This window comes from Streptomyces sp. STAM6 (assembly GCF_054963715.1).
Window position 1 is genome coordinate 39,409 of sequence record NZ_JBUEFZ010000025.1, and the last position, 21,643, is coordinate 61,051.

16 protein-coding genes are annotated in these 21,643 nt (G+C 72.5%); 9 read left to right on the forward strand and 7 right to left on the reverse strand.

Annotated elements, in window-relative coordinates:
• Nucleotides 1-4: 4 nt before the first annotated feature.
• A complete protein-coding gene (locus ACY34K_RS24960) occupies nucleotides 5-880 on the reverse strand; it encodes a universal stress protein (protein ID WP_462750858.1) in 876 nt (291 codons plus the stop codon).
• 379 nt (nucleotides 881-1,259) lie between these two features.
• Here ACY34K_RS24960 and ACY34K_RS24965 point away from each other — a divergent pair, with 379 nt between their 5' ends.
• Together ACY34K_RS24965 and ACY34K_RS24970 are read left to right on the forward strand one after the other, a co-directional pair.
• A complete protein-coding gene (locus ACY34K_RS24965; RefSeq protein ID WP_462750860.1) occupies nucleotides 1,260-1,712 on the forward strand; it encodes a universal stress protein in 453 nt (150 codons plus the stop codon).
• A gap of 635 nt (nucleotides 1,713-2,347) precedes the next feature.
• On the forward strand, nucleotides 2,348-5,029 hold the full coding sequence (locus ACY34K_RS24970; RefSeq protein WP_462750862.1) for a bifunctional acetate--CoA ligase family protein/GNAT family N-acetyltransferase: 2,682 nt from the start codon (nucleotides 2,348-2,350) through the stop codon (nucleotides 5,027-5,029).
• 65 nt (nucleotides 5,030-5,094) lie between these two features.
• Here the strand turns inward: ACY34K_RS24970 and ACY34K_RS24975 are convergent, their stop codons facing one another.
• Nucleotides 5,095-5,994 carry a universal stress protein gene (locus ACY34K_RS24975; RefSeq protein ID WP_462750864.1) on the reverse strand — a complete coding sequence of 300 codons (900 nt, stop codon included), beginning with the start codon at nucleotides 5,992-5,994 and terminating at the stop codon, nucleotides 5,095-5,097.
• Between the two features lie 451 nt (nucleotides 5,995-6,445).
• Between ACY34K_RS24975 and ACY34K_RS24980 the strand changes: the two genes are divergently transcribed.
• Together ACY34K_RS24980 and ACY34K_RS24985 are read left to right on the forward strand one after the other, a co-directional pair.
• Nucleotides 6,446-6,772, forward strand: coding sequence for an STAS domain-containing protein (locus ACY34K_RS24980; RefSeq protein ID WP_462750866.1), 327 nt, complete (start codon nucleotides 6,446-6,448; stop codon nucleotides 6,770-6,772).
• Nucleotides 6,773-6,926: 154 nt separating this feature from the next.
• Entirely contained in the window at nucleotides 6,927-7,412 is a 486-nt protein-coding gene (locus ACY34K_RS24985; protein ID WP_462750868.1) for a pyridoxamine 5'-phosphate oxidase family protein, read from the forward strand.
• 58 nt (nucleotides 7,413-7,470) lie between these two features.
• Here ACY34K_RS24985 and ACY34K_RS24990 read toward each other — a convergent pair whose 3' ends face one another.
• The 3 genes from ACY34K_RS24990 to ACY34K_RS25000 all read right to left on the reverse strand — a co-directional run bounded on the left by ACY34K_RS24990 (nucleotide 7,471) and on the right by ACY34K_RS25000 (nucleotide 13,694).
• Nucleotides 7,471-10,179 (reverse strand): cation-translocating P-type ATPase, encoded by a 2,709-nt coding sequence (locus tag ACY34K_RS24990; protein WP_462750870.1) that lies wholly within the window; start codon nucleotides 10,177-10,179, stop codon nucleotides 7,471-7,473.
• 157 nt (nucleotides 10,180-10,336) lie between these two features.
• Nucleotides 10,337-12,790, reverse strand: a complete 2,454-nt coding sequence (locus ACY34K_RS24995; RefSeq protein WP_462750872.1) for a glycoside hydrolase family 65 protein — start codon at nucleotides 12,788-12,790, stop codon at nucleotides 10,337-10,339.
• A gap of 1 nt (nucleotide 12,791) precedes the next feature.
• The gene (locus ACY34K_RS25000; protein ID WP_462750874.1) at nucleotides 12,792-13,694 is read right to left on the reverse strand and encodes a universal stress protein; all 903 of its coding nucleotides are present in this window, start codon (nucleotides 13,692-13,694) and stop codon (nucleotides 12,792-12,794) included.
• Between the two features lie 184 nt (nucleotides 13,695-13,878).
• On the opposite strand from ACY34K_RS25000, the gene ACY34K_RS25005 reads away from it, so the two are divergent.
• Nucleotides 13,879-14,556 (forward strand): CBS domain-containing protein, encoded by a 678-nt coding sequence (locus ACY34K_RS25005; RefSeq protein WP_462750876.1) that lies wholly within the window; start codon nucleotides 13,879-13,881, stop codon nucleotides 14,554-14,556.
• Between the two features lie 30 nt (nucleotides 14,557-14,586).
• Here ACY34K_RS25005 and ACY34K_RS25010 read toward each other — a convergent pair whose 3' ends face one another.
• Both ACY34K_RS25010 and ACY34K_RS25015 read right to left on the reverse strand, forming a co-directional pair.
• Nucleotides 14,587-14,874, reverse strand: a complete 288-nt coding sequence (locus ACY34K_RS25010) for a DUF1876 domain-containing protein (RefSeq protein WP_462750878.1) — start codon at nucleotides 14,872-14,874, stop codon at nucleotides 14,587-14,589.
• A gap of 193 nt (nucleotides 14,875-15,067) precedes the next feature.
• Nucleotides 15,068-15,892 carry a universal stress protein gene (locus tag ACY34K_RS25015; RefSeq protein ID WP_462750880.1) on the reverse strand — a complete coding sequence of 275 codons (825 nt, stop codon included), beginning with the start codon at nucleotides 15,890-15,892 and terminating at the stop codon, nucleotides 15,068-15,070.
• 234 nt (nucleotides 15,893-16,126) lie between these two features.
• On the opposite strand from ACY34K_RS25015, the gene ACY34K_RS25020 reads away from it, so the two are divergent.
• The 4 genes from ACY34K_RS25020 to acsA all read left to right on the forward strand — a co-directional run bounded on the left by ACY34K_RS25020 (nucleotide 16,127) and on the right by acsA (nucleotide 21,634).
• A complete protein-coding gene (locus ACY34K_RS25020) occupies nucleotides 16,127-16,990 on the forward strand; it encodes a universal stress protein (RefSeq protein ID WP_462750881.1) in 864 nt (287 codons plus the stop codon).
• A gap of 79 nt (nucleotides 16,991-17,069) precedes the next feature.
• On the forward strand, nucleotides 17,070-18,548 hold the full coding sequence (locus tag ACY34K_RS25025; protein ID WP_462750948.1) for a bifunctional aminoglycoside phosphotransferase/ATP-binding protein: 1,479 nt from the start codon (nucleotides 17,070-17,072) through the stop codon (nucleotides 18,546-18,548).
• An 82-nt stretch (nucleotides 18,549-18,630) separates the two neighbouring features.
• Nucleotides 18,631-19,656 (forward strand): alcohol dehydrogenase catalytic domain-containing protein, encoded by a 1,026-nt coding sequence (locus tag ACY34K_RS25030; protein ID WP_462750950.1) that lies wholly within the window; start codon nucleotides 18,631-18,633, stop codon nucleotides 19,654-19,656.
• 187 nt (nucleotides 19,657-19,843) lie between these two features.
• Nucleotides 19,844-21,634, forward strand: a complete 1,791-nt coding sequence (acsA, locus tag ACY34K_RS25035) for an acetate--CoA ligase (protein WP_462750882.1) — start codon at nucleotides 19,844-19,846, stop codon at nucleotides 21,632-21,634.
• Nucleotides 21,635-21,643: the final 9 nt, after the last annotated feature.

Genomic DNA, 21,643 nt, shown 5'->3' on the forward strand with positions numbered 1-21,643 from the left:
GGTGTCAGTTGTGCGGTACGACGGCGACCGGGGCGTGCGCGTGGTGCACCAGGGCGTGGACCACATGACCGACACGGGTGCCCAGCGGACTGTCGCGGTGCCGGAGGCCCACGACCACGAGCCGGGCCTGCCGGGCCTCCGCCACCAGGTCCGCCGCCGGCCGTCCCGGACGGCAGTCGACGGTGAGCGGGACCTCGGGATGCTTCCCGGCCCAGGGAGCGACGATGCGATCGAGCTCGTTGCGCCGCTCGGTGGCGAAGTCCGCCACGATCGCCGGGAGGACGCCGCCCGTGTCCGGCCCGTACACCGGTGGCAGGGACCAGCTGTGCGAGACGCGGAGCCCGCAGTCGTGGCGTTCGGCGGAGGCGAACGCGAAGGACAGCACGTGGTCGCAGGCGCCGGATTCCACGTCCAGACCCACCAGGACGTCGCCCGACGATCCGGGCTCCGGGGCGTCCGCAGGGTCTGGGGCCCGGACGAGGGCCACTGGGTGGCGTACCCGCGCCAGTACCGCGAGCGAGACCGATCCGGCGATGAAGCCGGCCAGGCCGCCCAGGCCCCGGGAGCCGAGGACCAGGAGATCGGCGCTCTCGCCGGCGGCGCACAGCACTTCCACCGGGTCGCCTTCCGTCTGACGGGTTTCCACCCGCACTGCGGGACGGTCACGACGGATGTCTCCGGCCGCGGTGTGCAGCAGGGTCTCGGCGCGGCGACGGAGCGTTGCGGTGTCCTCGGAGCGGGTCACGGGGGCGGCATCGAGGCTCCATACGTTCAGCAGCAGGAGAGGACGGTCGCGGAGCAGGGCCTCTTCGGCGGCCCACCGCGCGGCCGCGAAGCTTTCCCGCGAGCCGTCCATGCCGACGGTCACTGTGCGAGACATCACCGGCTCCTCACCTGACAGGACGTGCACCTCCCACTGTGGGACGAGTGAGCGGCGAGTGTCAGGGCCGAACGGTCCCTGCCCACCGCCGACCGTCCCCCCGGGGCCCGGGCGCCGGGCGTCGGCTTTCGCTCGGCGCGCCCCACGGATGGGGGCCGCGGGCCCCGTGGCGGCACCACGAGGCAGCCCCGGGCGCGGGGGAAAGGCGCACGCACTGCTCCGCGAGGCCGTCGGCCGGCCCGAGTCCCTCCGACGCGAGACGCCCGCGGTCCCGCCACGGCGGGCCCGGCCGCAGCCGGACGGAGCAGTAAAGGTTGGCACGCCACGTCACGCGGGAGCAGCGTGTACATGCTGGTCCCTGAGGAGAGTGAGGCGGCTTATGGCCACCAGTGGAGCGGTCCCGCGCATCGTCGTCGGTGTGGATGGTTCACCTTCGTCCCGGGCGGCTCTGAGGTGGGCGACGCGGCACGCCCAGCTCGTCGGAGGTGCCGTGGAGGCGGTGTGGGCATGGGACACACCCGACACGATCGGGTGGTCGGGCCCGGCGATGGAGAGCGGCTTCGACGCCGAGGAGGCACGCCGCGGGCTCTCCGAGGAGATCTCGGCCGTGTTCGGTGAGGAGCAGCCCGCCGAGGTACGGACGGAGCTCGTCCGTGGAGACCCGTCCGAGGTGCTGGTCCAGGCTTCGCAGGGTGCAGAGCTGCTCGTTGTCGGCAGCCGCGGTCGTGGTGGATTCGCCCGCGCCATGCTGGGCTCGGTCAGTCAGCGTTGTGCGCAGCACGCCTCCTGCCCCGTGGTCGTCGTGCGCGGGGATGCCGCGGACGGCGGCTGACCAGCCCGCGGGTTCGGCCATTTGACGACAAGCCGGGCACCACAGGGGTGATGACGTCGCGGCGCACACGGCCCACAAGGCCACCGCCCGGACACGCCGCGCCGGCATCGGGGGTCGCCCGGACACTCCGCGCCTGTCCGGGGGCGGCCCGCACGAGCCGCGTGACCCTTCGCCGCCCGCGCAGCACGGGGCGGGTAGGAGCCGGTGCCCGGGCTCTCGCGCGGTGACGGCGGGCGCCGGGCCGGCCTCGGACACCGCTCGATGACACGCCGCTCGCCGTCCGGAACGGCTACGGCTACGGCTACGGCTACGGCTACGGCTACGGCTACGGCATTGATCGCAACCGCTTCATGAGGGTCACGGCTCCTTGAAGGGAGCGCCCGGCGCTCCCCGCCACCACGCGCGTGGTTTTCACGGCCCTCGTCTTTTCTGTTCGCTCCTCCTGCCGTCTCCTCACCCGTCTCCGTCCCCCTCCCCCGCGCCACCACCCAGGTGCGCCGCGCCCGTGCCTGCCCGGCCAACGTGCCCGTCCGGCCCGGGGCCGGTCGGGCCCCATGGGTGCCCCACCGGGCCCTCCTGGGCACCCACCCGCCGACGGACGCTGGTGGTGTTCCGGAATGAGGAGGAGAGGGCCCATGACGACTGCGGAGCCGCTCACGCACGCGCTGCTCCTGGACGGATCGACCGTGCGGATTCGCCCGGCCGCCCGCGACGACGCCCAGCGGGTGCTGCGCTTCTACGAGGCGATGTCCCCGGAGAACCTGCGCCTGCGGTTCTTCGCCACGGGACATCGCCCGGCGAAGCTGGCGGCCGCCAGGGTGGCGGAGCAGCCCGAGGGATACCGTGCGCTGCTGGCCGAGTCGGGTGGCCGGGTCGTGGGCATCGCGGACTACACGCGGGCGCCGGGAACCACATCGGCCGACATCTCCTTGGCCGTCGCCGACGACCAGCACCACCGCGGTCTGGGCACCCTGCTGCTGGAGCACCTCGCCGACGCGGCACGCAGGGCGGGGGTCACCGCCTTCACGGCCGACGCGCTCAGCGCCAACCGCGGTGTGCTCAAGGTCTTCGCCGACCTCGGGCTGCGTGTGGAGCGGTCCTTCGACGGCCCCGAGGTGCACTGCGTCGTCGATCTGACGTCGACCGAGCCGTATCTGACCGCCCTCGACACGCGCGCGGGTGTCGCGGGCGTGGCCAGCCTGCGTCCGCTGCTCGCGCCGCGGTCCGTCGTCGTGGTGGGGGCCGGGCGGACGCCCGGCTCCGTGGGCCGGGCGGTGTTGCGGAACATCCGCGGCGGCCGGTACGCCGGTCTCCTGCGAGCCGTCAACCCGCATGCGGAGCTGATCGAGTGGGTGAACTGCCATCCGACGGTGTCCGCCCTGCCGTACGTCCCCGAGCTGGCCGTCCTCGCCGTGCCTGCGGCCGCCGTGCCGGACGTCGCCGAGGAGTGCGGCCAGGCCGGTGTGCGCGCCGTGCTGGTGCTCACCGCGGGGCTCGGCCGCACGCAGGCGTCCCGGCTGCTGGCGCTCTGCCGCCGGTACGGGATGCGTCTGGTCGGGCCGAACTGTCTCGGTCTGCTCAACACGGCGCCCGACGTACGCCTGAACGCCACCTTCGCGGCCGGTACGCCGCTCGCGGGAACGGCCGGTGTGGGCGTCCAGTCCGGCGGAGTGGGCATCGCGGTGCTCGACGGTCTGTCGCGGCTGGGCGTCGGCGTCTCGACGTTCGTTTCGCTCGGCGACAAGTACGACGTCAGCGGCAACGACCTGCTGAGGTGGTGGGAGTGTGACGGGTGTACGGACCTCGCCGTGCTGCACCTGGAGTCCTTCGGCAATCCGCGCGGCTTCTCCCGTACCGCCCGCCGGGTCTCGCGCACCATGCCCATCGTGACGGTGGACGCCGGACGGTCCACGGCCGGGCGGCGCGCCGCCGCCTCGCACACGGCGGCCGCCGCCACACCCACGATGACTCGTGGCGCGCTGTTCACCCAGGCGGGCATCACCGCGACGCGTTCGCTCGGCGAACTCCTGGATGTCGTGGCGCTGTTGAAGTCACAACCGTTGCCAACAGGGGCGCGCGTCGCGGTCGTCAGCAACGCGGGCGGCGTCGGCGTGCTCGCGGCCGACAGCTGCGCGGAAGCGGGGCTTTCCGTGCCGGAGTTCAGTCGGGATTTCGCCACCCTTCTGGCGGGTGATCTGCCTCCGGGAGCGAGCGCGGGCAACCCCGTGGACACGACTGCGGCGATCGGGGAGGCCCAGCTGCGCCGGGCCGTCGACCGTGTGGCCCAGTGCCCGGAGGTGGACGCGGTACTCGTGGTGCTGGTACCGACCGCGGCAGCCGCGGCGGTGGGCGACGACCTCGTACGCTCCGTGACACGACAGGACTCCGGCCGGCCGAGGCCCGTCGTGGCGGTCCTGCCGTCGCAGAGTACGCGCGTCACGCTCCTGCCGGCCTCACCGGCCGGGTCCGTGCCCGCCTACGGGGATGCTCAGGATGCCGCCCGTGCGCTGGCGCACGCGGTGGCGCGGGCACGTTGGCTCGCGCGTCCGCCCGGTACGGTTCCGGAGCTGAGGGACGTGGACGGCAAGGCCGCGCGGGCGGTCGTCGACCGGTTCCTGGCCGGGCAGCCCGGGGGTGGATGGCTGCATCCGAGGACGGTCGCGGAGCTGCTGAGCCACTACCGCGTGCCCCTGTGCCCCTGGGCGTGGGCGGAGAACGAGACCGACACCGTCCTCGCCGCGGAGCGGCTGGCGGGGCGCGGCGGGCGTGTCGTCCTCAAGGCATACTGGCCGGGTCTGGTCCACAAGAGTGCCGAGCGCGCCGTGGTGCTGGATCTGCGCGGCGCCTCACAGGTACGTGACGGCTACCGGGAGTTGGCGGGACGCTTCGGGGACCGGATGACCGGCGTGGTCGTCCAGCCACTCGCGGCGCGCGGCACCGAGCTTTTCGCGGGTGTCGTGCAGGACGTGGTCTTCGGCCCACTGGTGCTGTTCGGGCTGGGCGGCACGGCCACCGAGATCCTGGCCGACCACGCGGCCCGGCTGGCTCCGCTGACCGACGTGGACGTGAGTGACCTGATGCGCGAGCCGAGGTGCGCGCCCCTCGTCTTCGGGACCGAGGCCGGGCAGGCGGTGGACGTCGCGGGCATCGAGCAGGTGCTGCTCCGGCTCAGCAGGCTGGCTTGTGACGTGCCCGAACTCGCCGAGCTGGACGCCAACCCGCTGCTCGCCCGCGCCGACGGCGTCAGCCTGCTGGACGTGCGGATCCGGCTGGAGCCGCGGGAACCACGTGACCCGTACCTGCGCCGACTGCGGTGACCCCGGGTCGCTTGCCCGTGTGCTTGCCTCAGGCTTCGTCCGGGCGGAACGACCGTGTCCTTTCCTCAGGCTTCGTGGGGAACGACCGCGACGGGGCACGCCGCATGGTGGATCGCGGCGTGTGTGACGGGACCGAGGCGTCCGCCGGCGCTGTCGCGGCGCCCGACGACCAGAAGGCTCGCGTCCTTCGCGGCCGACAGCAGTCCGTGGGCGGCGTGCATGTCCGTCACGTGATCGGTGACCGTGACGTCCGGATACGCGTTCCGCCAGCGGTGCAGCGCCGCTGCCAGGCTGAGGCGCCGCTCGCTGCGCGGTGTGTCCTCGTCGGGTGTCGGTGCGGCGGTCTGCGCATGCCCACGGGTGGGGAAGGCGGGTGCGTGCCACGCGTACACGACGCGGAGCGGCGCCCGGCGTGCCCGTGCCGCCTCGAACGCGAAGGCTGTGAGTGCTTCACCCGCGTGTTCGAGATCGAGGCCCAGCACGACGGGGCGGAACGGCGTCGCCTCCGCCGGGGTGGACGGGTCGGCGGAAACGTGCTCCTCTTCCGCCCGCTCCCCCGCCCGCACCAGGACGACCGGCCCCCGGGCCGAGGCGGTGACGTCGAGGGCGACGGACCCGATCACGTAGCCCTGGAGAGCGCTGAACCCGCGTGACCCGAGAGCGAGGAGCACGGATTCCCGGCTGATCCGCACGAGCGCGTCCACCGGTGGGTCCGCCGTGCGGACGGGATCGATGTCCAGCCCGGGGTGGCCGGACAAGAGTCTGCGCACGGCGTTGTCGAGGGCGTGGGCGTGACGCTCCGCAGGTACGTCCACCTCGGGCAGGTGAGTCCGGGGCGGCGGCTCATAACCTGCCTGCAACAGGCGCAGCGGAGCCTTGCGCAGCACGGCCTCGCGGGCCGCCCACTCGGCGGCCGCGATGCTCTCGGTGGAACCGTCGACGCCTGCTGTGATGATCGGTGGCATCGTGCACCTCGGGTAGGTGGGGACGCCGGCCGGCGGCCGGGCGAGGTGTCGCGGCGCCTGCTTCCGCCAGTAAGTCGGGAGAAGCCGCGTTCGCCCTCCGCCCCTCGCGGGTTCCGGTCGCGTACGCGGCCCGTCCGCGTCCGCGCGCCTGGGCGGCTCACTGCGTCACGTTGAGTGAAGCACCGTTCGCCCGCACCGCGACAGGCCCGGCCGGACCCGCGGACAGGGCCGAACGGCCCTTGCCGGGCCCGCATCGTGTCCGGGCTCGGACGAGGACCGTCGGGCGGCTGGACCGTCGGGCGGCTGTTGGACGCGCCCGCCCGAGGCCCGGGCGGACCTGGATGCAGGACCTTCGGGCCCTTGAAAGGGGGCCTGCGGACCTCCCGCCGCGCGTCTTGTTCATGATGGTCTGGCCTTGCCGGCACATGCAGCACTCGGGAGGCGGCGCGTCATGACTACCACTCCGATCACGCTGACAGTCCAGTCACGCAATGGGACTGGGACGACCGTCGCCCTGGCCGGTGAGCTGGACACCTACACGGCCGCCCGGATCGAACCCGAGTTGGTCTCGGTCACCGCGGGGCCCCGCCGTGCCATTCGGCTGGATCTGTCGGGCATCACCTTCTGCGACTCGTCGGGCGCCGAGTTGATCACGCGGCTGCGGGACCGGTGCCTCGCGAACGGCAGCCGGCTCGAGCTGCTCCACGTCCCGCAACGGGTCGGCCTGGTGTTCCGCCTCCTGGGCATCGACCGTGCCGTCGCCGGCTCGTTCCCATGAAAGGCACCCGACCGGTGACCCGCGCTGCCGCTCGGCATGGCCCGATTGCCGGGGCGCCGAGGTCATACGGCCCTGGTCCAGGAGGACTGGTGCTGGACATGCTGGGCGGTGGGCGGCGGCAGATCCGGCGCCCTCGCAGTTGGGGGTGTACGAGATGAGTGAACGCGAGCAACAAGGGCAACAGCGGCGTGAGGCAGCGCCACAGCATCTGACGAAGTTGTCCCGGGCCGAGGCGCTGGCGCTTCTGGGCACCGTATCCCTGGGGCGGATCGTGTTCACACAGCACGCGCTGCCTGCCATCCGACCGGTCAATCACTACGTGGACGGCGACGACCTGGTGGTCCGCCTCAACGACGGTACGACGCTGTCCGCCATCGGCGATCCGTCCGGCGCGGCCGTCGTCGTCGCCTACGAGGCGGACTCCATCGATCCCGAGACACATCTGGGCTGGAGCGTCGTTGTCACGGGGTTCGCCCACCTCGTGACCAATGCCGACGAACTGCGCCGGTACAGGGGTTTGTTCCGGCCCTGGGTCGCGCAGCCGCTGAACCACGCGGTACGTATCCACCCCGACCTCGTCACGGGTTTCCGTCTGACCCCGGCACCGGCCGAGGCGCAACACGGCGTCGACGCCGCCTGATCGGCCTCGTCACACGAAGGCGGCGCCGGGGTGGCCGTCGTGCGGAGCCGGCGGCCGCTCAACACCCCGGTGGGCGGGCGAGCGGCGGGCGTTCCGGTCTCAGCCGCGTCTGGAGACGCATGACGACATGGCCGAGGCCGGACAGCGCACAGGCGATCGCAAAGTCTGCCGGGGCAAGCGGTTCCGTGCCCAGCAGGTCCTGCAGGGGCGGCAGATAGACACCGGCGGCCTGGAGGCCCAGCGCCGCGCCGACGGCGACCAGCAGGAAGGGATTGGCCATGGTTCCGGGGCGGGCCCGGGAGCCGAGCGCGACACCGAGCTGGGTCGCGCCGAGCACCAGGAAGACCATGGACTGCCAGGGACGTCCGGTCTCGCGGGCCCACAGGCCGACCGTCAGGGTCACCGTGGCGATGAAGGCGCCCATCAAGAGGATGCGGGGCCACAGGCCTGCCCCGAGCACGCTCTCCTCCGGCGGCCGGGGCGGACGTCGCATGGTGCCGGGGTCCACGGGTTCCGCGCCGAGTGCGACGCCCGGCAGGCCGTGGGTGAGCAGGTTGATCCACAGGATCTGCGCGGGCAGCAGGGGCAGTGGCATGCCCAGGAACGGGCCTACGAGCATGACGAGGATCTCCGCGGTCCCTCCGGCCAATCCGTAGAGCAGGAAGCGGCGCACGTTGGCATAGACCCGGCGCCCCTCCTCGACGGCCGACACGATGGTGGCCGGATCGTCGTCGGCCAGCACGAGATCGGCCGCCTGACGCGCCACCTCGGTGCCGCGCCGCCCCATGGCGACGCCGATGTCGGCCTGTCGCAGGGCGGGGCCGTCGTTGACGCCGTCCCCCGTCATCGCCACCACGTGCCCGGCCCCGCGCCAGGCCTGCACGATGTCCAGTTTCTGCTCCGGTGTGGTCCGGGCGTAGACGCGGACACCCGTCAGGTCACCCGCTGTGCCGCCCCTGATCCGGTCGCCCGTGGTGACCTCGTCGTCCCCGGCGGCCATGCCCAGCCGGCCGGCGACGGCCCGGGCCGTCAGCGGGTGGTCGCCGGTGATGAGCACGGGGACGATGCCCGCACGTTTGCACGCGGTGATGGTGGGTTCGGAGGCGCCGCGGGGCGGGTCGAGGATGCCGACGAGGCCGAGGAGGGTGAGGGCGGACTCGGGTGCCCGGGGCATGCGCGCAGGGTCCCGGTGACCGGCCGAGGCGACGGCGAGGACCCGGTATCCCTGACGTGCCAGGCTCTCCGCCTGTGCGGCCGCTCGGTCGAGCAGTCCGGGCTCGTCGGCCAGAACCTGGGACCGGATCACTGATTCCGGTGCGCCCTTGCACGCGACCAGGACGCCGCCCTCCGGGCTGTTGTGCACGGTCGTCATGCGCTTGCGGTCGCTGTCGAAGGGGATCTCGCTCAGGCGTGGCCATGCCTGGTCCAGCGCCGCCCGGTCCAGCCCGAGGCGTGCCCCGGCCACGAGCAGAGCCGCTTCCGTGGGGTCGCCGAGCGCCGTCCATTCCCCGGTGCCGTCCGTCGCGGGTTCCACGGCGGCGTCGTTGCACAATATGGCGACGCGCAGGAGGGCCTCGAGGTCGGGCGCGTCGGTGGCCGTCACGGTCTCGCCGTCGCACACGACGCGCCCCACGGGTTCGTACCCCGTCCCCACGACAGCGGCCTCCGCGCGTGGGGTCCACAGTCGCTCGGCCGCCATGCGTCCCTCGGTCAGGGTGCCCGTCTTGTCGGTCGCGATCACCGTCACGGACCCCAGTGTCTCCACCGCCGGCAATCTGCGGACGATGGCGTGCCGGTCCGCCATGCGCCGTGCCCCGAGAGCGAGAGCGAGCGTCACCACGGCGGGAAGCGACTCCGGGACGGCGGCGACGGCGAGGCTGATCGCCGCCACGATCATCAGCTCGACGGGCTGTCCCCGCACCAGCCCCAGGGCGAGGACCACGGCGCACAGCGCCAAGATGACGACCGCCAGAGTCCGGCCGAACCTCGCCAGACGGTGCTGCAGCGGTGTCAGACCGGGAGCGACGCCCATCAGCGAGGCGATCCGGCCGAGCGCGCTGCCGGCTCCCGTGGCGGTGACCACGACACGCCCGCGGCCGCGGACGACGACCGTGCCCGCCGCCACCGCACCGCGCGAAGGGTCCGGGCCCGGCGCCTTTTCCACCGGGACGGACTCACCCGTCAGCGACGACTCGTCCACCAGCAGCAAGGCCGAGGTGAGCACGTCCGCGTCCGCGGGGACGATGTCTCCCTCGGCCAGGAGGACGAGGTCGCCCGGTACCACCTCGGCCGACGGAACGGAGCGTTCGGCGGCGTCGCGGACCACCCTGGCGGCCGGGGCACTCATGGCGGACAGGGCCATGACCGCCTGCTCCGCCCGTACTTCCTGGACGACTCCGACGACGGTGTTCACGGTGATCACGAACAGGATCACGGCGGCATCGGAAAGATCACCGGTGGCGAGCGTGAGGACGGCGGCCGCGAGCAGCACGAGGATGAGCGGATCGCGCAGTTGCTGCAGCACGCGCCGCCACACCGGTGTCCGCGGCTCGGAGGGGAGTTCGTTGGGCCCGTGGAGCGCCAGTCGCCGCACGGCCTCGTGGGACGAGAGCCCCGTGGTGGGGTTCGTGCTCCGAGGCGGGTCGTCCTCCGCGGCCGGCTGCCGGTCGTCCTCGCGCCGGTTCACGTCCGTGGCGAGGCCGCAGCCGGACGGTGCAGTGCGTGGGGTGCCATCGACCGCTCCCGTCGTCGCCCCGGAGACCGCCACGAGGAGGACCCTCGCCCCTTCAGGGTGCACCCTCGCCGGGTGTCTCGCACGGCTGCGTCCCACGGGCCGCGGGTGCCGGCGGGCAGGCGGGCGGGCCCGCGGTGCGGGCGGGCAGTGCAGGCAGGCGGGCGGTCAGGCAGGCAGGCGGCACCGGGCCTCAGCTTCCGGGCAGCGTCAGTGTGCAGGTTTCCCCCGGCGCGACGGTCACCGCCCGGTCGGCCAGCACCACGCGGATCGGCGACTCCTCCGAGTCCGGTACGCCGATCTCCAACTGGCCGCTGCGGCGTCGGACACCCACACCCCAGTGGCCTCGGTAGCGCAGCGAGAAGCCGTACTCGGAGAGGGCCGGCAGAGGGACCGGGTCCAGCCACAGGGCGTCCTCGCGGGTCTCCAGCCCTGTCAGCCCCCTCTGTACGAGGTCGAGGGTTCCTGCCATGGCTCCGAGGTGGACGCCTTCACCGGTCGTACCGCCCTGGAGGTCGGCGATGTCCGCCTCGAGGGCGTCCTGCACGAAGCGCCATGCCTCGGCGCGTCTCGCACGGGCGAGAACCAGACCGTGGACGAGCTCGCTGAGTGTGGACCCGTGGCTGGTGCGCCGGAGGTAGTAGTCGACGGTTCTGCGCCACAATTCGTCGTCCAGCCGGTAGCCGAGGCTGTGGAACAGCCGCCGCAGCTCGGCCGGTGAGAAGAGGTGACCGAGCATGAGGACATCGGCCTGCTTCGACGCCTTGTAACGGTTGACGGTGTCGCCCTCGGCCTCGAGGATCCGGTCCAGCCGCCTGATGCTGTCATAGCGCGCCAGGTAGGCGTCCCAGTCGAGCTCGGCCAGGTCGTCGTAGCCCTCGAACTGGCTGATGACACCCTGGTGAAAGGGCACCCGTAGCCTGCGGGAGACCTCCTCCCACCGGGGCAGTTCGTCGGTGCGGAGCCCGATGCGCTCCGACAGTTCGTCCCTGCGCCATGCGGGAAGGCGCCGCAGCAGGTCCAGGGCGCGGCCGAGGACCCAGGCGGCGGTGACGTTGGTGTACGCGTTGTCGTCCAGACCCGCCCGGGACGCACCCGGGTAGGCGTCGTGGTATTCGTCGGGTCCGACGACACCGCGGATCCGGTAGCGGCCCGTGTCGGCGTCGAGGACGGCGACGTCCGCCCAGAACCGGGCGATCTGCAGGAGCATCTCCGCGCCCTTGGTGTGCAGGTACTCCGTGTCGCCGGTGGCCTCGCAGTACTGCCACACGTTGTAGGCGACCGCCGATCCCACGTGGTGCTGGAGCCGGGAGTGGTCGGGGAGCCATCGGCCCGAGCGCGGGTTGAGATGCCACTCCTGGGTCTCCTCGCGGCCGTCGCTGCCACTCTGCCAGGGGTACATCGCCCCGGTTCTGCCGATCGCGGCGGCGGCGCGGCAGGCGCGCGGGAGGCGCCGGTGACGGTAGTCCAGCAGGGCCCGGGAGACCTCGGGGAAGTGCAGGTTGAGGTAGGGCAGGACGAACAACTCGTCCCAGAAGACATGTCCCCGGTAGGCCTCACCGTGCAGCCCCCGGGCCGGCACCCCGACGTCCAGCTCGGCGGTGTGCGGCGACAGCGTCTGCAGTACGTGGAAAAGGTGGAAGCGCAGGGTTCGGCCGGCCGCGCCGGGTACCCGGAGCTCGGCGCGGCGCCACAACCGCTCCCAGGCGGCGGCATGGGAGTCCAGCAGCTCCGGGAAACCCGCCGCCGTCGCCACCCGGTCGACCGCGGCTTCGAGCGGGTCACCGATCGCCCGGTCGTGCGAAGTGTGCACCGCGACGGTCTTCTCCACGTCGACGGGCCGGTCGGGGCCGATCGGGACCACGAGACGGTGGACGGCGCGGTGACGGGCGGGGCGGAACTCCCCGGCGGCCCCGGAGGGATCGGCGACCACCGTGCGGGCGGCCATGGTGACGGCGATCTCCGAGGTGCTGGTCCGGCAGCTCAGCCAGATGGTGTGGGGCCCCCCTGCTCCGGTACGCACATGGGTCAGGTGGCTGCGGTTGAGAGCGCGGTAGCGATGGACGTTGCCGTTGATCACCTCGCCGTCCAGGGCGGACTCGATCTCTATGTCTCCCGACCAGTCCTCCGCGGTGAAGCGTGTCCGCAGCGCGGCCAGATGTGGGTCTCCCATGTGCACCAAGCGGGTTTGCTCCACCGCGAGTACGCCTGTTCCATCGGCGCGGTGGCGGAAGGTTCGGGTGAGCGTGGCGCGGCGCACGTCCAGGATGTGCCGGTGGTTCAGGAGGGGCTGCTTGTCCGGGGAGAACCACGAGCCCCACTCTCCTCCCGAGGGGCGCAGGCGAAACCGCAGCAGCAGCCAGTTCGGGAGATTGACCAGATCCTCGTTCACCACCTTCCGCCCGGCGACGGTGGACTCCAGGCGGTTGTAGCAGCCGGCCGCGTAGGTCCCCGGGTAGTGCACCAGGCTCGCCCGGCACTCGGGTAGGGCGCCCCTCGTGGCGAAGTAGCCGTTGCCGAGTGTGCAGAGGGATTCACGCAGCCGCTCGGCGGAGGGGTCGTAGCCGTCGTACTCCCAGGTCCATTCCGACGCGTCCCCCGCCTCCTGCGCGGTGGAGGCTGTCGGGACCGGGCCGTCGCGGCTCATGTCAGACCGGTTGGGGGACGACGGCGACGGGGCACGCCGCGTGATGCAGCAGGGTGTGGGCGGTCCGGCCGAGCTGAAGGCCGAAGCGGCCGTGCCGGCGGACGGCACCGACGACGATCAGGTCCGCCTCGGTCGACGCGTCGAGCAGGACCCGGTGGGCGGGGCCCTCCATCGGCTTGCGGTGCACTTCCAGCTCCGGGCTCTCCCGTACTGCTTCCCGGAGGGCTTCGGCGAGGCGGTCGGACGCCCGCTGTTGGTGCCCCGGGGCAGGGGCTTCCCCGGGTCCGGGCTCCCCTTGGCCGGCGTCCTGACGGGCCGGGTCCGGGTGGTCGTGGGCGGGGCTGCGCCACGCCCGTACGGCCGTCAGGGCACAGCCTCGCACCTGGGCCTCCCGCAGGGCGAACCGGACGGCGCCGACTCCCCCCGTCGAGTCGCCGACGCCCACCACGACCCGGCCGAACGACCCCTGGCGGTTACGCTCCGCGCCACGGACCACGATGACCGGGCAGACGGCGCGCGCCGCCACCGAGAGGCTGACCGATCCCAGCAGCAGGCCGACGACATCGCCGCGCCCACGGACGCCGGTGACCAGGGCGAACGACTCGTGCGCCGTGCGCAGGAGCGCGGACACGGCGTCGTCGGGCACCACCTCGCCCGACGCCTTCACCTTGGGGTCGCGAAGCCGGGCGCGCTCCACGCAGGAGCCGATGATGTGCTGCTCCATGACCTCCTCGGCCGGGCGTCCGGTGGACAAGGACGGCCGGGCCCTCTCATAGCGCTCCCACAGTGAGGCGTGGAGCAGCCGCAGGGGCAGACCGTGCCGTGCCGCTTCGTCCACCGCCCAGTCGACGGCGGCCAGACTGGAGTCCGACCCGTCGACGCCCACGACCAAGGGTTGTTCCATCCTCGCCACCGCCTTCCGTTCACGGCTCCCGCGGATTTCCCTGTGTTTACCGTCGCACCGTGCGCCAACGGCCGCGACACAGACGCGCCCCGGGGCCTCGGCATGCGTCCGATTGCGCCGAGCCGGGTCGCGGTGATGCTGGAGAAGACGGTCCCTTCGTCACGCCGCTCCGAGGATGGACGACATGCCTGACACCCCTCACATCGTGAGTGATGTGATGACCCGGTCGGTGGCGACCGTCGGACGCGACGCGCGCTTCAAGGACATCGTGCGGATCATGGAACAGCGGAGGGTCGGCGCCCTGCCGGTGACGGGCGACGACGGGCGGGTCGTCGGCGTGGTGTCCCATGCCGACCTGCTGCCGAAGGAGGAGTTCCGGGACCGTGAACTCACCCCCGTCGAACAGCTCCGGCGTCTCTCCGATCTCGCCAAGGCACGAGCGGTGACCGCCGGGGAACTGATGAACAGCCCCGCGATCACGGTGCGCCCGGACGCCACACTGGGTCAGGCTGCCCGGATCATGGCCGTGCGGCACGTCAAACGGCTTCCTGTGGTCGACGACCAGGCCGCGCTGCGTGGCATCGTCAGCCGCGGTGATCTGCTGAAGGTGTTCCTCCGAGCGGACGAGGACATCGAGGAGGAGGTCCGCCGCACTGTGGTGTCCTACCTCTTCCCCACCGTCGCTCACACCGTCCGACTGTCCGTGCGGGACGGAGTCGTCACGCTGCGAGGGCATGTTCACAACCCTTCGCTCGGCTGGGTCGCCGACCGCCTCGTCCGGGCGGTGGAAGGCGTGGTGGACGTCGACTGCAGGTTCAGCGGTGAGGAGGCGGCCGCGGACGACCCTGGGAGCCGGGGGTGACGCGCGGGCCGGCCCAGGGCCTGCCTCCGGTCACGCGGGCGGTGTGGTGACCTGTTGTGGCCTCGCCGGGCCCGCGCCCACACCTTCGAGGTCACGCTCGGCGGTGTCGAGCAGCTGCCGGCCGAGATCGCGCATGGCCCGGCCGGCCGCCAGTTCGTCGCCGATCTCCGGCACGTTGGCGTCCGCCGGGTGACGGTGCGCGGTTCCGTGGCCGGTGAGCGCCGTGGTGCCGGTGTCCAGCACCACGTGGGCCTTGGTCGTTCCTTCGTCGTCCTCGAAGAGATGGAGACGAACCTTCCATTCCACTGTGTGCGGCACGGCCTTCCTCCTCCTCGGTGGGGACCGATCGGGTACGGGCACCACGCGGATCGGGGCGTCCGTTCCTCATCAACCATCCAACGGCGACGGCGCCCGGTCCCAGGGCCGAAAGTCCCCGCCGGGCCCCTTCCCGCCCGGCCACCGCCCGGCCCCGCGGTGGCGGTGATCGCCGTCCGCGCGCGGCCGAACACGGTCATCTCTGGGGCACGACGGCCACCGGGCAGGGCGCATGATGCAGAACCGCGTGGTTGATCAGTCCCAGTTGCAGACCCAGGTGTCCCTGTCGTCTGCGGGCACCGACGACCAGCAGGTCCGCCTCCGCGGCGGCGTCCAGCAACGCCCGGCGCGCGGGTCCCTCGACCAGCCGCCGGATCGCCGCGGCGTCGCGGTACCGGTCGGAGGGGTGCCCCAGGGCCTCGTCCAGCACCTGCGCCGGCGTGCGGCGGCGGCGCTCCAGCACGTCCCACGAGGAGCCCTGACGGGGCGGAGCGGCGCCGAGCGGTGCGGTCCAGGCGTGCACCGCCACCAGTCGGCAGCCACGCACATCGGCCTCGCGGTACGCGAACTCCAGTGCCGTGCCACTGCCCCCTCCCTCCTCGACGCCGACCACGACGCTTCCGAAGCGGTCCCCTCTGTGCTCCGCCGCGCCGCGCACAACGACGACCGGGCAGTCCGCCCGGGCCGCCACGGCGAGGCTGACCGAGCCCAGAAGCATTCCGGCGAGGTCTCCGAGCCCCCGGGACCCGAGCACCAGCGCAAAAGCGTTGCGCCCTTTGCCGATCAGGGCGGAGGCCGGATCCTCGGGCAGTACCTCGCTCGACAGCGGCACTGTGGGGGCGCCTGCCCTGGCTCGCTCGGAGGCGGCTCCGACCACGTCGGACGCGTGGCGGTCGCCCGTCGCGGTCGCATGAAGGAGATGCAGCGGCACGCCGTGCCGACCCGCCTCGCCGGCCGCCCAGTCCACCGCCTCGAGACTCGCCTCGGACCCGTCGACTCCGACCACGAGGGGAATCGTCACCGCTCCTCCGGTCACCACTCCTCCTCCGGTCACCACTCCCCCTCCGGCCTCACTCCCCATCCGGTCCGCTCCTTCACGGGTCCACATGCGCCTCGCAGGTGATTGGGGTACTCCTCGAAGGAGGCGGAACTCCGCACCCGGCCATGTCGGCGAGAGTCCGAGCGGCCATCGACCGGGCTGGTTCACCGCCGCTCACCGTCACATCCAGCTTCTTACGGGACGGAGGCCGCCGCCATGCAACCCGTCATCACCGTGGGCCTCGACGGCTCATCCGAGAGTCTCACGGCCGCCCACTGGGCCGCCGACGAGGCGGAACGGCGCAGGCTCACCCTGCGTCTGCTGCACGCGTGGCCGCTGCTCGCCCCGGAGCCGGCCCTGGGCCCCGCCGAGATCGACCAGAACTACTGGGCGAAGCGTCTGGTGCGCAGCGTGCGGGCGGAGCTCCAGGCACGGCACCCGGGCCTGTCCGTGGTGGGCAACCTGGTGGCCGACGACGCCCAGCGGGCCCTGCTGCAGGCAGCGTCCGAGTCCGAGATGCTCGTGCTCGGATCGCGGGGTCTGGAGTCCGCGGAGGCGTACTTCATGGGCGATGTCAGCATGCCGGTGGTGGCACGCGCGGAGCGGCCGGTGGTCCTGGTCCGCGCCGCGAGCGGCGCCGAGCCCCCGGCGCGGACGGCACCCGTGGTGGTGGGCCTGAAAATGCCCGGCCCCTGCGACGCTCTGCTGGACTTCGCCTTCACCACCGCGGCAGCGAGGGGCGTGCCGCTCCGGGCCGTGCACGGCTGGAGCATTCCCCTTCAGGCGTATGTGCCGTGGGGCGTGGACCACGACGTCACCGATGAACTGACGCGGGAGTCGCGGACACAGCTGCGGGAGACGTTGGAACCCTGGCGCGAGAAGTTCCCCCGCGTCGAGGTGATCGGCAGCTTCCGTTTCGACAGCCCGGCCAAGGCCGTGCTGGGGGCGGCCGAGGACGCCGCGCTGCTGGTCGTGGGCCGACGTGTGCACCGTCACGGGCCGGCTCGCCATCCCGGCCCGGTGGCCCAGGCCGCCGTCCATCACGGGCGTTGTCCCGTCGCCGTCGTTCCCCATGAGTGAGCCGGACCTGTCCCGGGGCGACCCGTCCGTGCTTCGTTCCGGTGCCGGGCACGGCGGTGGGCCGCTGCCCCGGGCGGAGGTGCGCGAGACCCATACCGCGATCGTGTTCTTCGTCGGGGACCGGGCCTGCAAACTCAAGAAGCCGGTCGACCTGGAGTTCCTCGACTACACCACGCCGTCGGCCCGATGGGCGGCATGCGAGCGGGAGGTCGCGCTCAACCGTCGCTTCGCTCCCGACGTCTATCTGGGCGTGGGTGAGGTCCGCAGCCCTGGCGTGGAGGCGCCCGAGCCGCTGGTGGTAATGCGCCGCATGCCCGAGGACCGCCGCCTCGCGCAGCTGGTGCGGGAGGGAGCGGCGGACGTAGACGACGTCCTGCGGGTCATCGCCCGGAACCTCGCCGCATGGCATGCGGGGGCGCCTCGCGGCCCGGAGGTCGACGAGCAGGGCACCCGGGACGCGCTGTCGTCGCGCTGGGAGGCGAGCTTCGGGCAGGTGCGCGCGCAGGCGGAAGGCGGTGTCGTGCCCGAGGGGCTGGAAGAGGTCGAGCGGCTGGTCCGCCGCTACCTCGCGGGGCGCAGGCGGCTGTTCGACACCCGCATCCGGCAAGGGCGCGTCGTCGACGGTCACGGTGACCTGCTCGCCGACGACATCTTCTGCCTCGACGACGGTCCCCGGGTCCTGGACTGCCTGGAGTTCGACGACCGACTCCGCTACGTCGACGGCCTCGACGACGCGGCCTTCCTCGCCATGGACCTGGAGCAACTGGGCGCGCCGGGCGCCGCCGCGTACTTCCTCGCCCAGTACAGCGAGTACTCGGGAGACCCCGCGCCGCCCTCCCTGTGGCACCACTACGTCGCCTACCGCGCCTTCGTCCGGGCCAAGGTGTCCCTGGTCCAGGCGCGCCAGGGCGCCCCCGGCGCCGAGGCCGCGTCGCGCCGGCTGGTGGCGACGGCACTGCGCCACCTGCGCACGTCGGCCGTGAGCCTGACGCTTGTCGGCGGGCTGCCGGGCAGCGGGAAGTCCACGCTCTCCGGGGCGCTGGCCGACCGGCTGGGCGTCACGCTGCTCAGCAGCGACCGCGTCCGCAAGGAACTGGCGGGCATCCCTCCGGAACGGTCCGCGGCGGCCGCTTACGGCGAAGGCCTGTACACGCCCGAGTGGACCGCCCGGACCTATGCCGCTCTGCTCGACCGCGCGGCGGCTCTGCTGTCCTCGGGCGAGTCGGTCGTCCTGGACGCCTCGTGGTCCGCCGGGGCGCAGCGGGAAGCCGCCGTGCACATGGCCGAGCGCACCGGTGCCGAACTGGTCGCCCTGCACTGCCACGTGCCCGCCGAGGTGTCGGCGGCGCGACTGCGGACACGCCCCTCGGGGGTCTCCGATGCCGACGCCGCCGTCGCCACGGCGATGGCGGCCGGGGAGCCGCCGTGGCCCGAGGCCGTCGCGATCGACACCGGCGGGCCGTTGGAGTCGGCGGTCGCCCGGGCGATGGCCGCGGTACGGCCGTGGGGGGCCGGACAGGCCCCCGTGTTCCGGCGGCCCTTCATGGAGCCGGGCTGAGGCAGGCGGGCTCGGCGTTCGTGTTGCCCGGGGTTCCCGCCGGGGTGACCGTGGAGGTGAGGGGGCGAGGGGAGTGAGTACTGTGCGAGCACTCGTCTACCACGGCCCGGAACACGTCTCCTGGGACACCGCCCCCGACCCCGCGCTCGAAAGTCCGACCGACGCGATCGTGCGCGTCGACGCGACCACGGTGTGCGGCACCGACCTGCACATCCGGCGGGGAGAACTCCCCGAGGTGAAGCCGGGCACGATCCTCGGTCACGAGGCCGTCGGTGAAGTCCTGGAAGCCGGCCGCGAGGTCCACCACGTGCGCCCCGGAGACGAGGTGATCGTGTCGTCCGTCTCGGCCTGCGGCAACTGCCGGTCGTGCCGTGACGGCATCCACGGCCAGTGTCAGGAGGGCGGCGGGTGGATCCTGGGCAGTCTGATCCACGGGACTCAGGCGGAGTTCGTGCGGGTTCCCTTCGCCGACCACTCGACTCACCCGGCCTCCGCCCTTCCGGTCGACGACGCGATCCTGCTCTCCGAGCTCCTTCCCACCGCGTACGAGGTGGGGGTGCGCAACGGGCATGTGTCCCCCGGCGACACCGTCGTCGTGGTGGGCGCGGGTCCGGTGGGCCTGGCGTCGGTGATCGTCGCGCGGCTGTACTCGCCCCGCCGGATCATCGTGGTGGACCTGTCCGGCGCGCGGCTGGAGGCCGCCGCCCGTGTGCGGCCCGACGCCGCCGAACTACCGGGCACGATGATCGCGGAACTGTCGGACGGACCCGGTGCCGACGTGGTCATCGAGGCCTCGGGCGAACCGGACGGCTTCGTCCTGTGCACGCGCGCTGTCCGCACGGGAGGGCACATCGCCAACATCGGCGCGCACGGAAAGCCGGCCGCGCTGCATCTCGAGTCCCTGTGGCGCAAGAACGTGACGATCAGCACGGGTCAGGTGGACACGTCCTCCACACCGTGGCTGCTGGAGCTGGTGCGGTTCGGACGGCTGCCCGTCTCACGGCTGGTCAGCCACACCCTCGGCCTCAGCCGCATCGAGGACGCCTACGAGCTGGTCGCACAGGCCACCCTGACGGGCACGCTCAAGGTCGTACTGCACCGTGAGTGACGCGCCGGCCCGCGTGGGACCGGCCGGTACCTCCTCCCTGGGTCGTCCGGCCCTGGCGCTCGCCCCGCGGCGGCGATGCCATTGGAAGCGAGCCACCGGGCGAGGTGAACCGGCTCCGCTGCCGAAGTGGCGGCGGACACCGGGCTCGGCGACTCTGGAGACCGGGGACAGCGCCGGAGGAGCACCCATGCAGTGGGAAACCATCGACAAGGATTCCGCACCGGTCGTCCCGCCCCGTCTCACCGACTACGGCCGGACCCGTTCCGACTTCACCTGGGCGCAGGCACGTGCCGAGCTGGCCGGGCTCCCCGACGGCGGTCTCAACATGGCTTACGAGGCGGTCGACCGGCACGCGCTGTCGGGCCACGCGGACAAGGTCGCGCTGCGGTGCGTAGCCCGCGACGATTCCGTCTCCACCGTCACGTACGCGGAGCTGGCGCGCCGCACGGCCCGTTTCGCGCACGTTCTGAGGACACTCGGCGCCGGCCGGGGGGACCGGGTGTTCACACTGCTCGGCCGCTGCCCCGAGCTGTACACGGTGGTGCTGGGCGCCCTCAAGAACACCAGTGTCCTGTGTCCTCTCTTCTCCGCATTCGGACCCGACCCGGTGGAACAGCGGCTGCGTCTCGGCGACGCCCGGATTCTGGTCACGACCGCTGCCCTCTACCGACGCAAGGTCGCCGAGCGCCGGGCGTCGGTTCCCGGCCTGAAGCACGTCCTGATCGTGGGACCGGGTGCCGAGCAGCTGCCGGGCACGATCTCCTTCGACGCGCTCATGTCCGGTGCCCCCGACACCTTCACCATCCCGCCGACGGCGCCCGAGGACATGGCCCTGCTGCACTTCACCAGCGGCACCACCGGCATCCCCAAGGGCGCGGCGCATGTGCACGAGGCGGTGGTGGCTCACTTCGCCACGGCGGCGTACGCGCTCGACCTGCACCCCGAGGACGTGTACTGGTGCACCGCGGACCCCGGATGGGTCACCGGCATGTCGTACGGCATCATCGCCCCGCTCGTCCACGGCGTGACGCTGGTCGTCGACGAGGGCGACTACGACGCCAGGCGCTGGTACCGGATTCTCGGCGAACAGCGGGTCACCGTCTGGTACACGGCGCCCACGGCCCTGCGCATGCTCATGCGTGCCACCCCAAGGCAGGGTCCGTACGACCTCCCCCGCGCCCACGACTTGTCGGCCCTGCGTTTCATCGCCTCGGTCGGTGAGCCCCTCAATCCGGAGGCCGTCGTATGGGGGCGGGACGTGCTGGGGCTGCCCGTTCACGACAACTGGTGGCAGACGGAGACCGGTTGCATCATGATCGCGAACTTCGCCGCCTGCGAGATCCGGCCCGGGTCGATGGGCCGTCCTCTGCCCGGTGTGGAAGCGACCGTACTGAAGCGTGGCGAGGATGGCCGGGCGCTCGTCTCCGACGGAACGGTCACGGAGGTGGACGCCCCCGGGACGGAGGGCGAGTTGGCTCTGCGAACGGGCTGGCCCTCGATGTTCCGCGGTTACCTGCACGACGACAAGCGTTACGGAGCCGCGTTCGCGGACGGCTGGTACCTGACCGGTGACCTGGTCCGCCGGGACGCGGACGGCTGGTACTGGTTCGTGGGCCGGGCGGACGACGTCATCAAGTCGGCGGGGCATCTGATCGGGCCGTTCGAGGTGGAGAGCGCGCTCATGGAGCATCCGTCCGTCGTCGAGGCCGGGGTGATCGGGCGTCCCGATCCGGTCGCCGGGAACATCGTCAAAGCGTTCGTGTCGCTGCGGCCGGGGGCCGAGCCGACCCCGGACCTGGAGCGCGAACTACTGGCGTTCGGACGCCGCAAGCTGGGCCCCGCCGTCGCTCCCAGGGAGATCGCGTTCGACCAGAACCTGCCCAAGACCCGCAGCGGGAAGGTGATGCGCCGCTTGCTGCGCGCACGGGAACTCGGCCTGCCCACGGGCGATGTGTCCACTTTGGAGGGATCCGCATGAGCGTGGCCC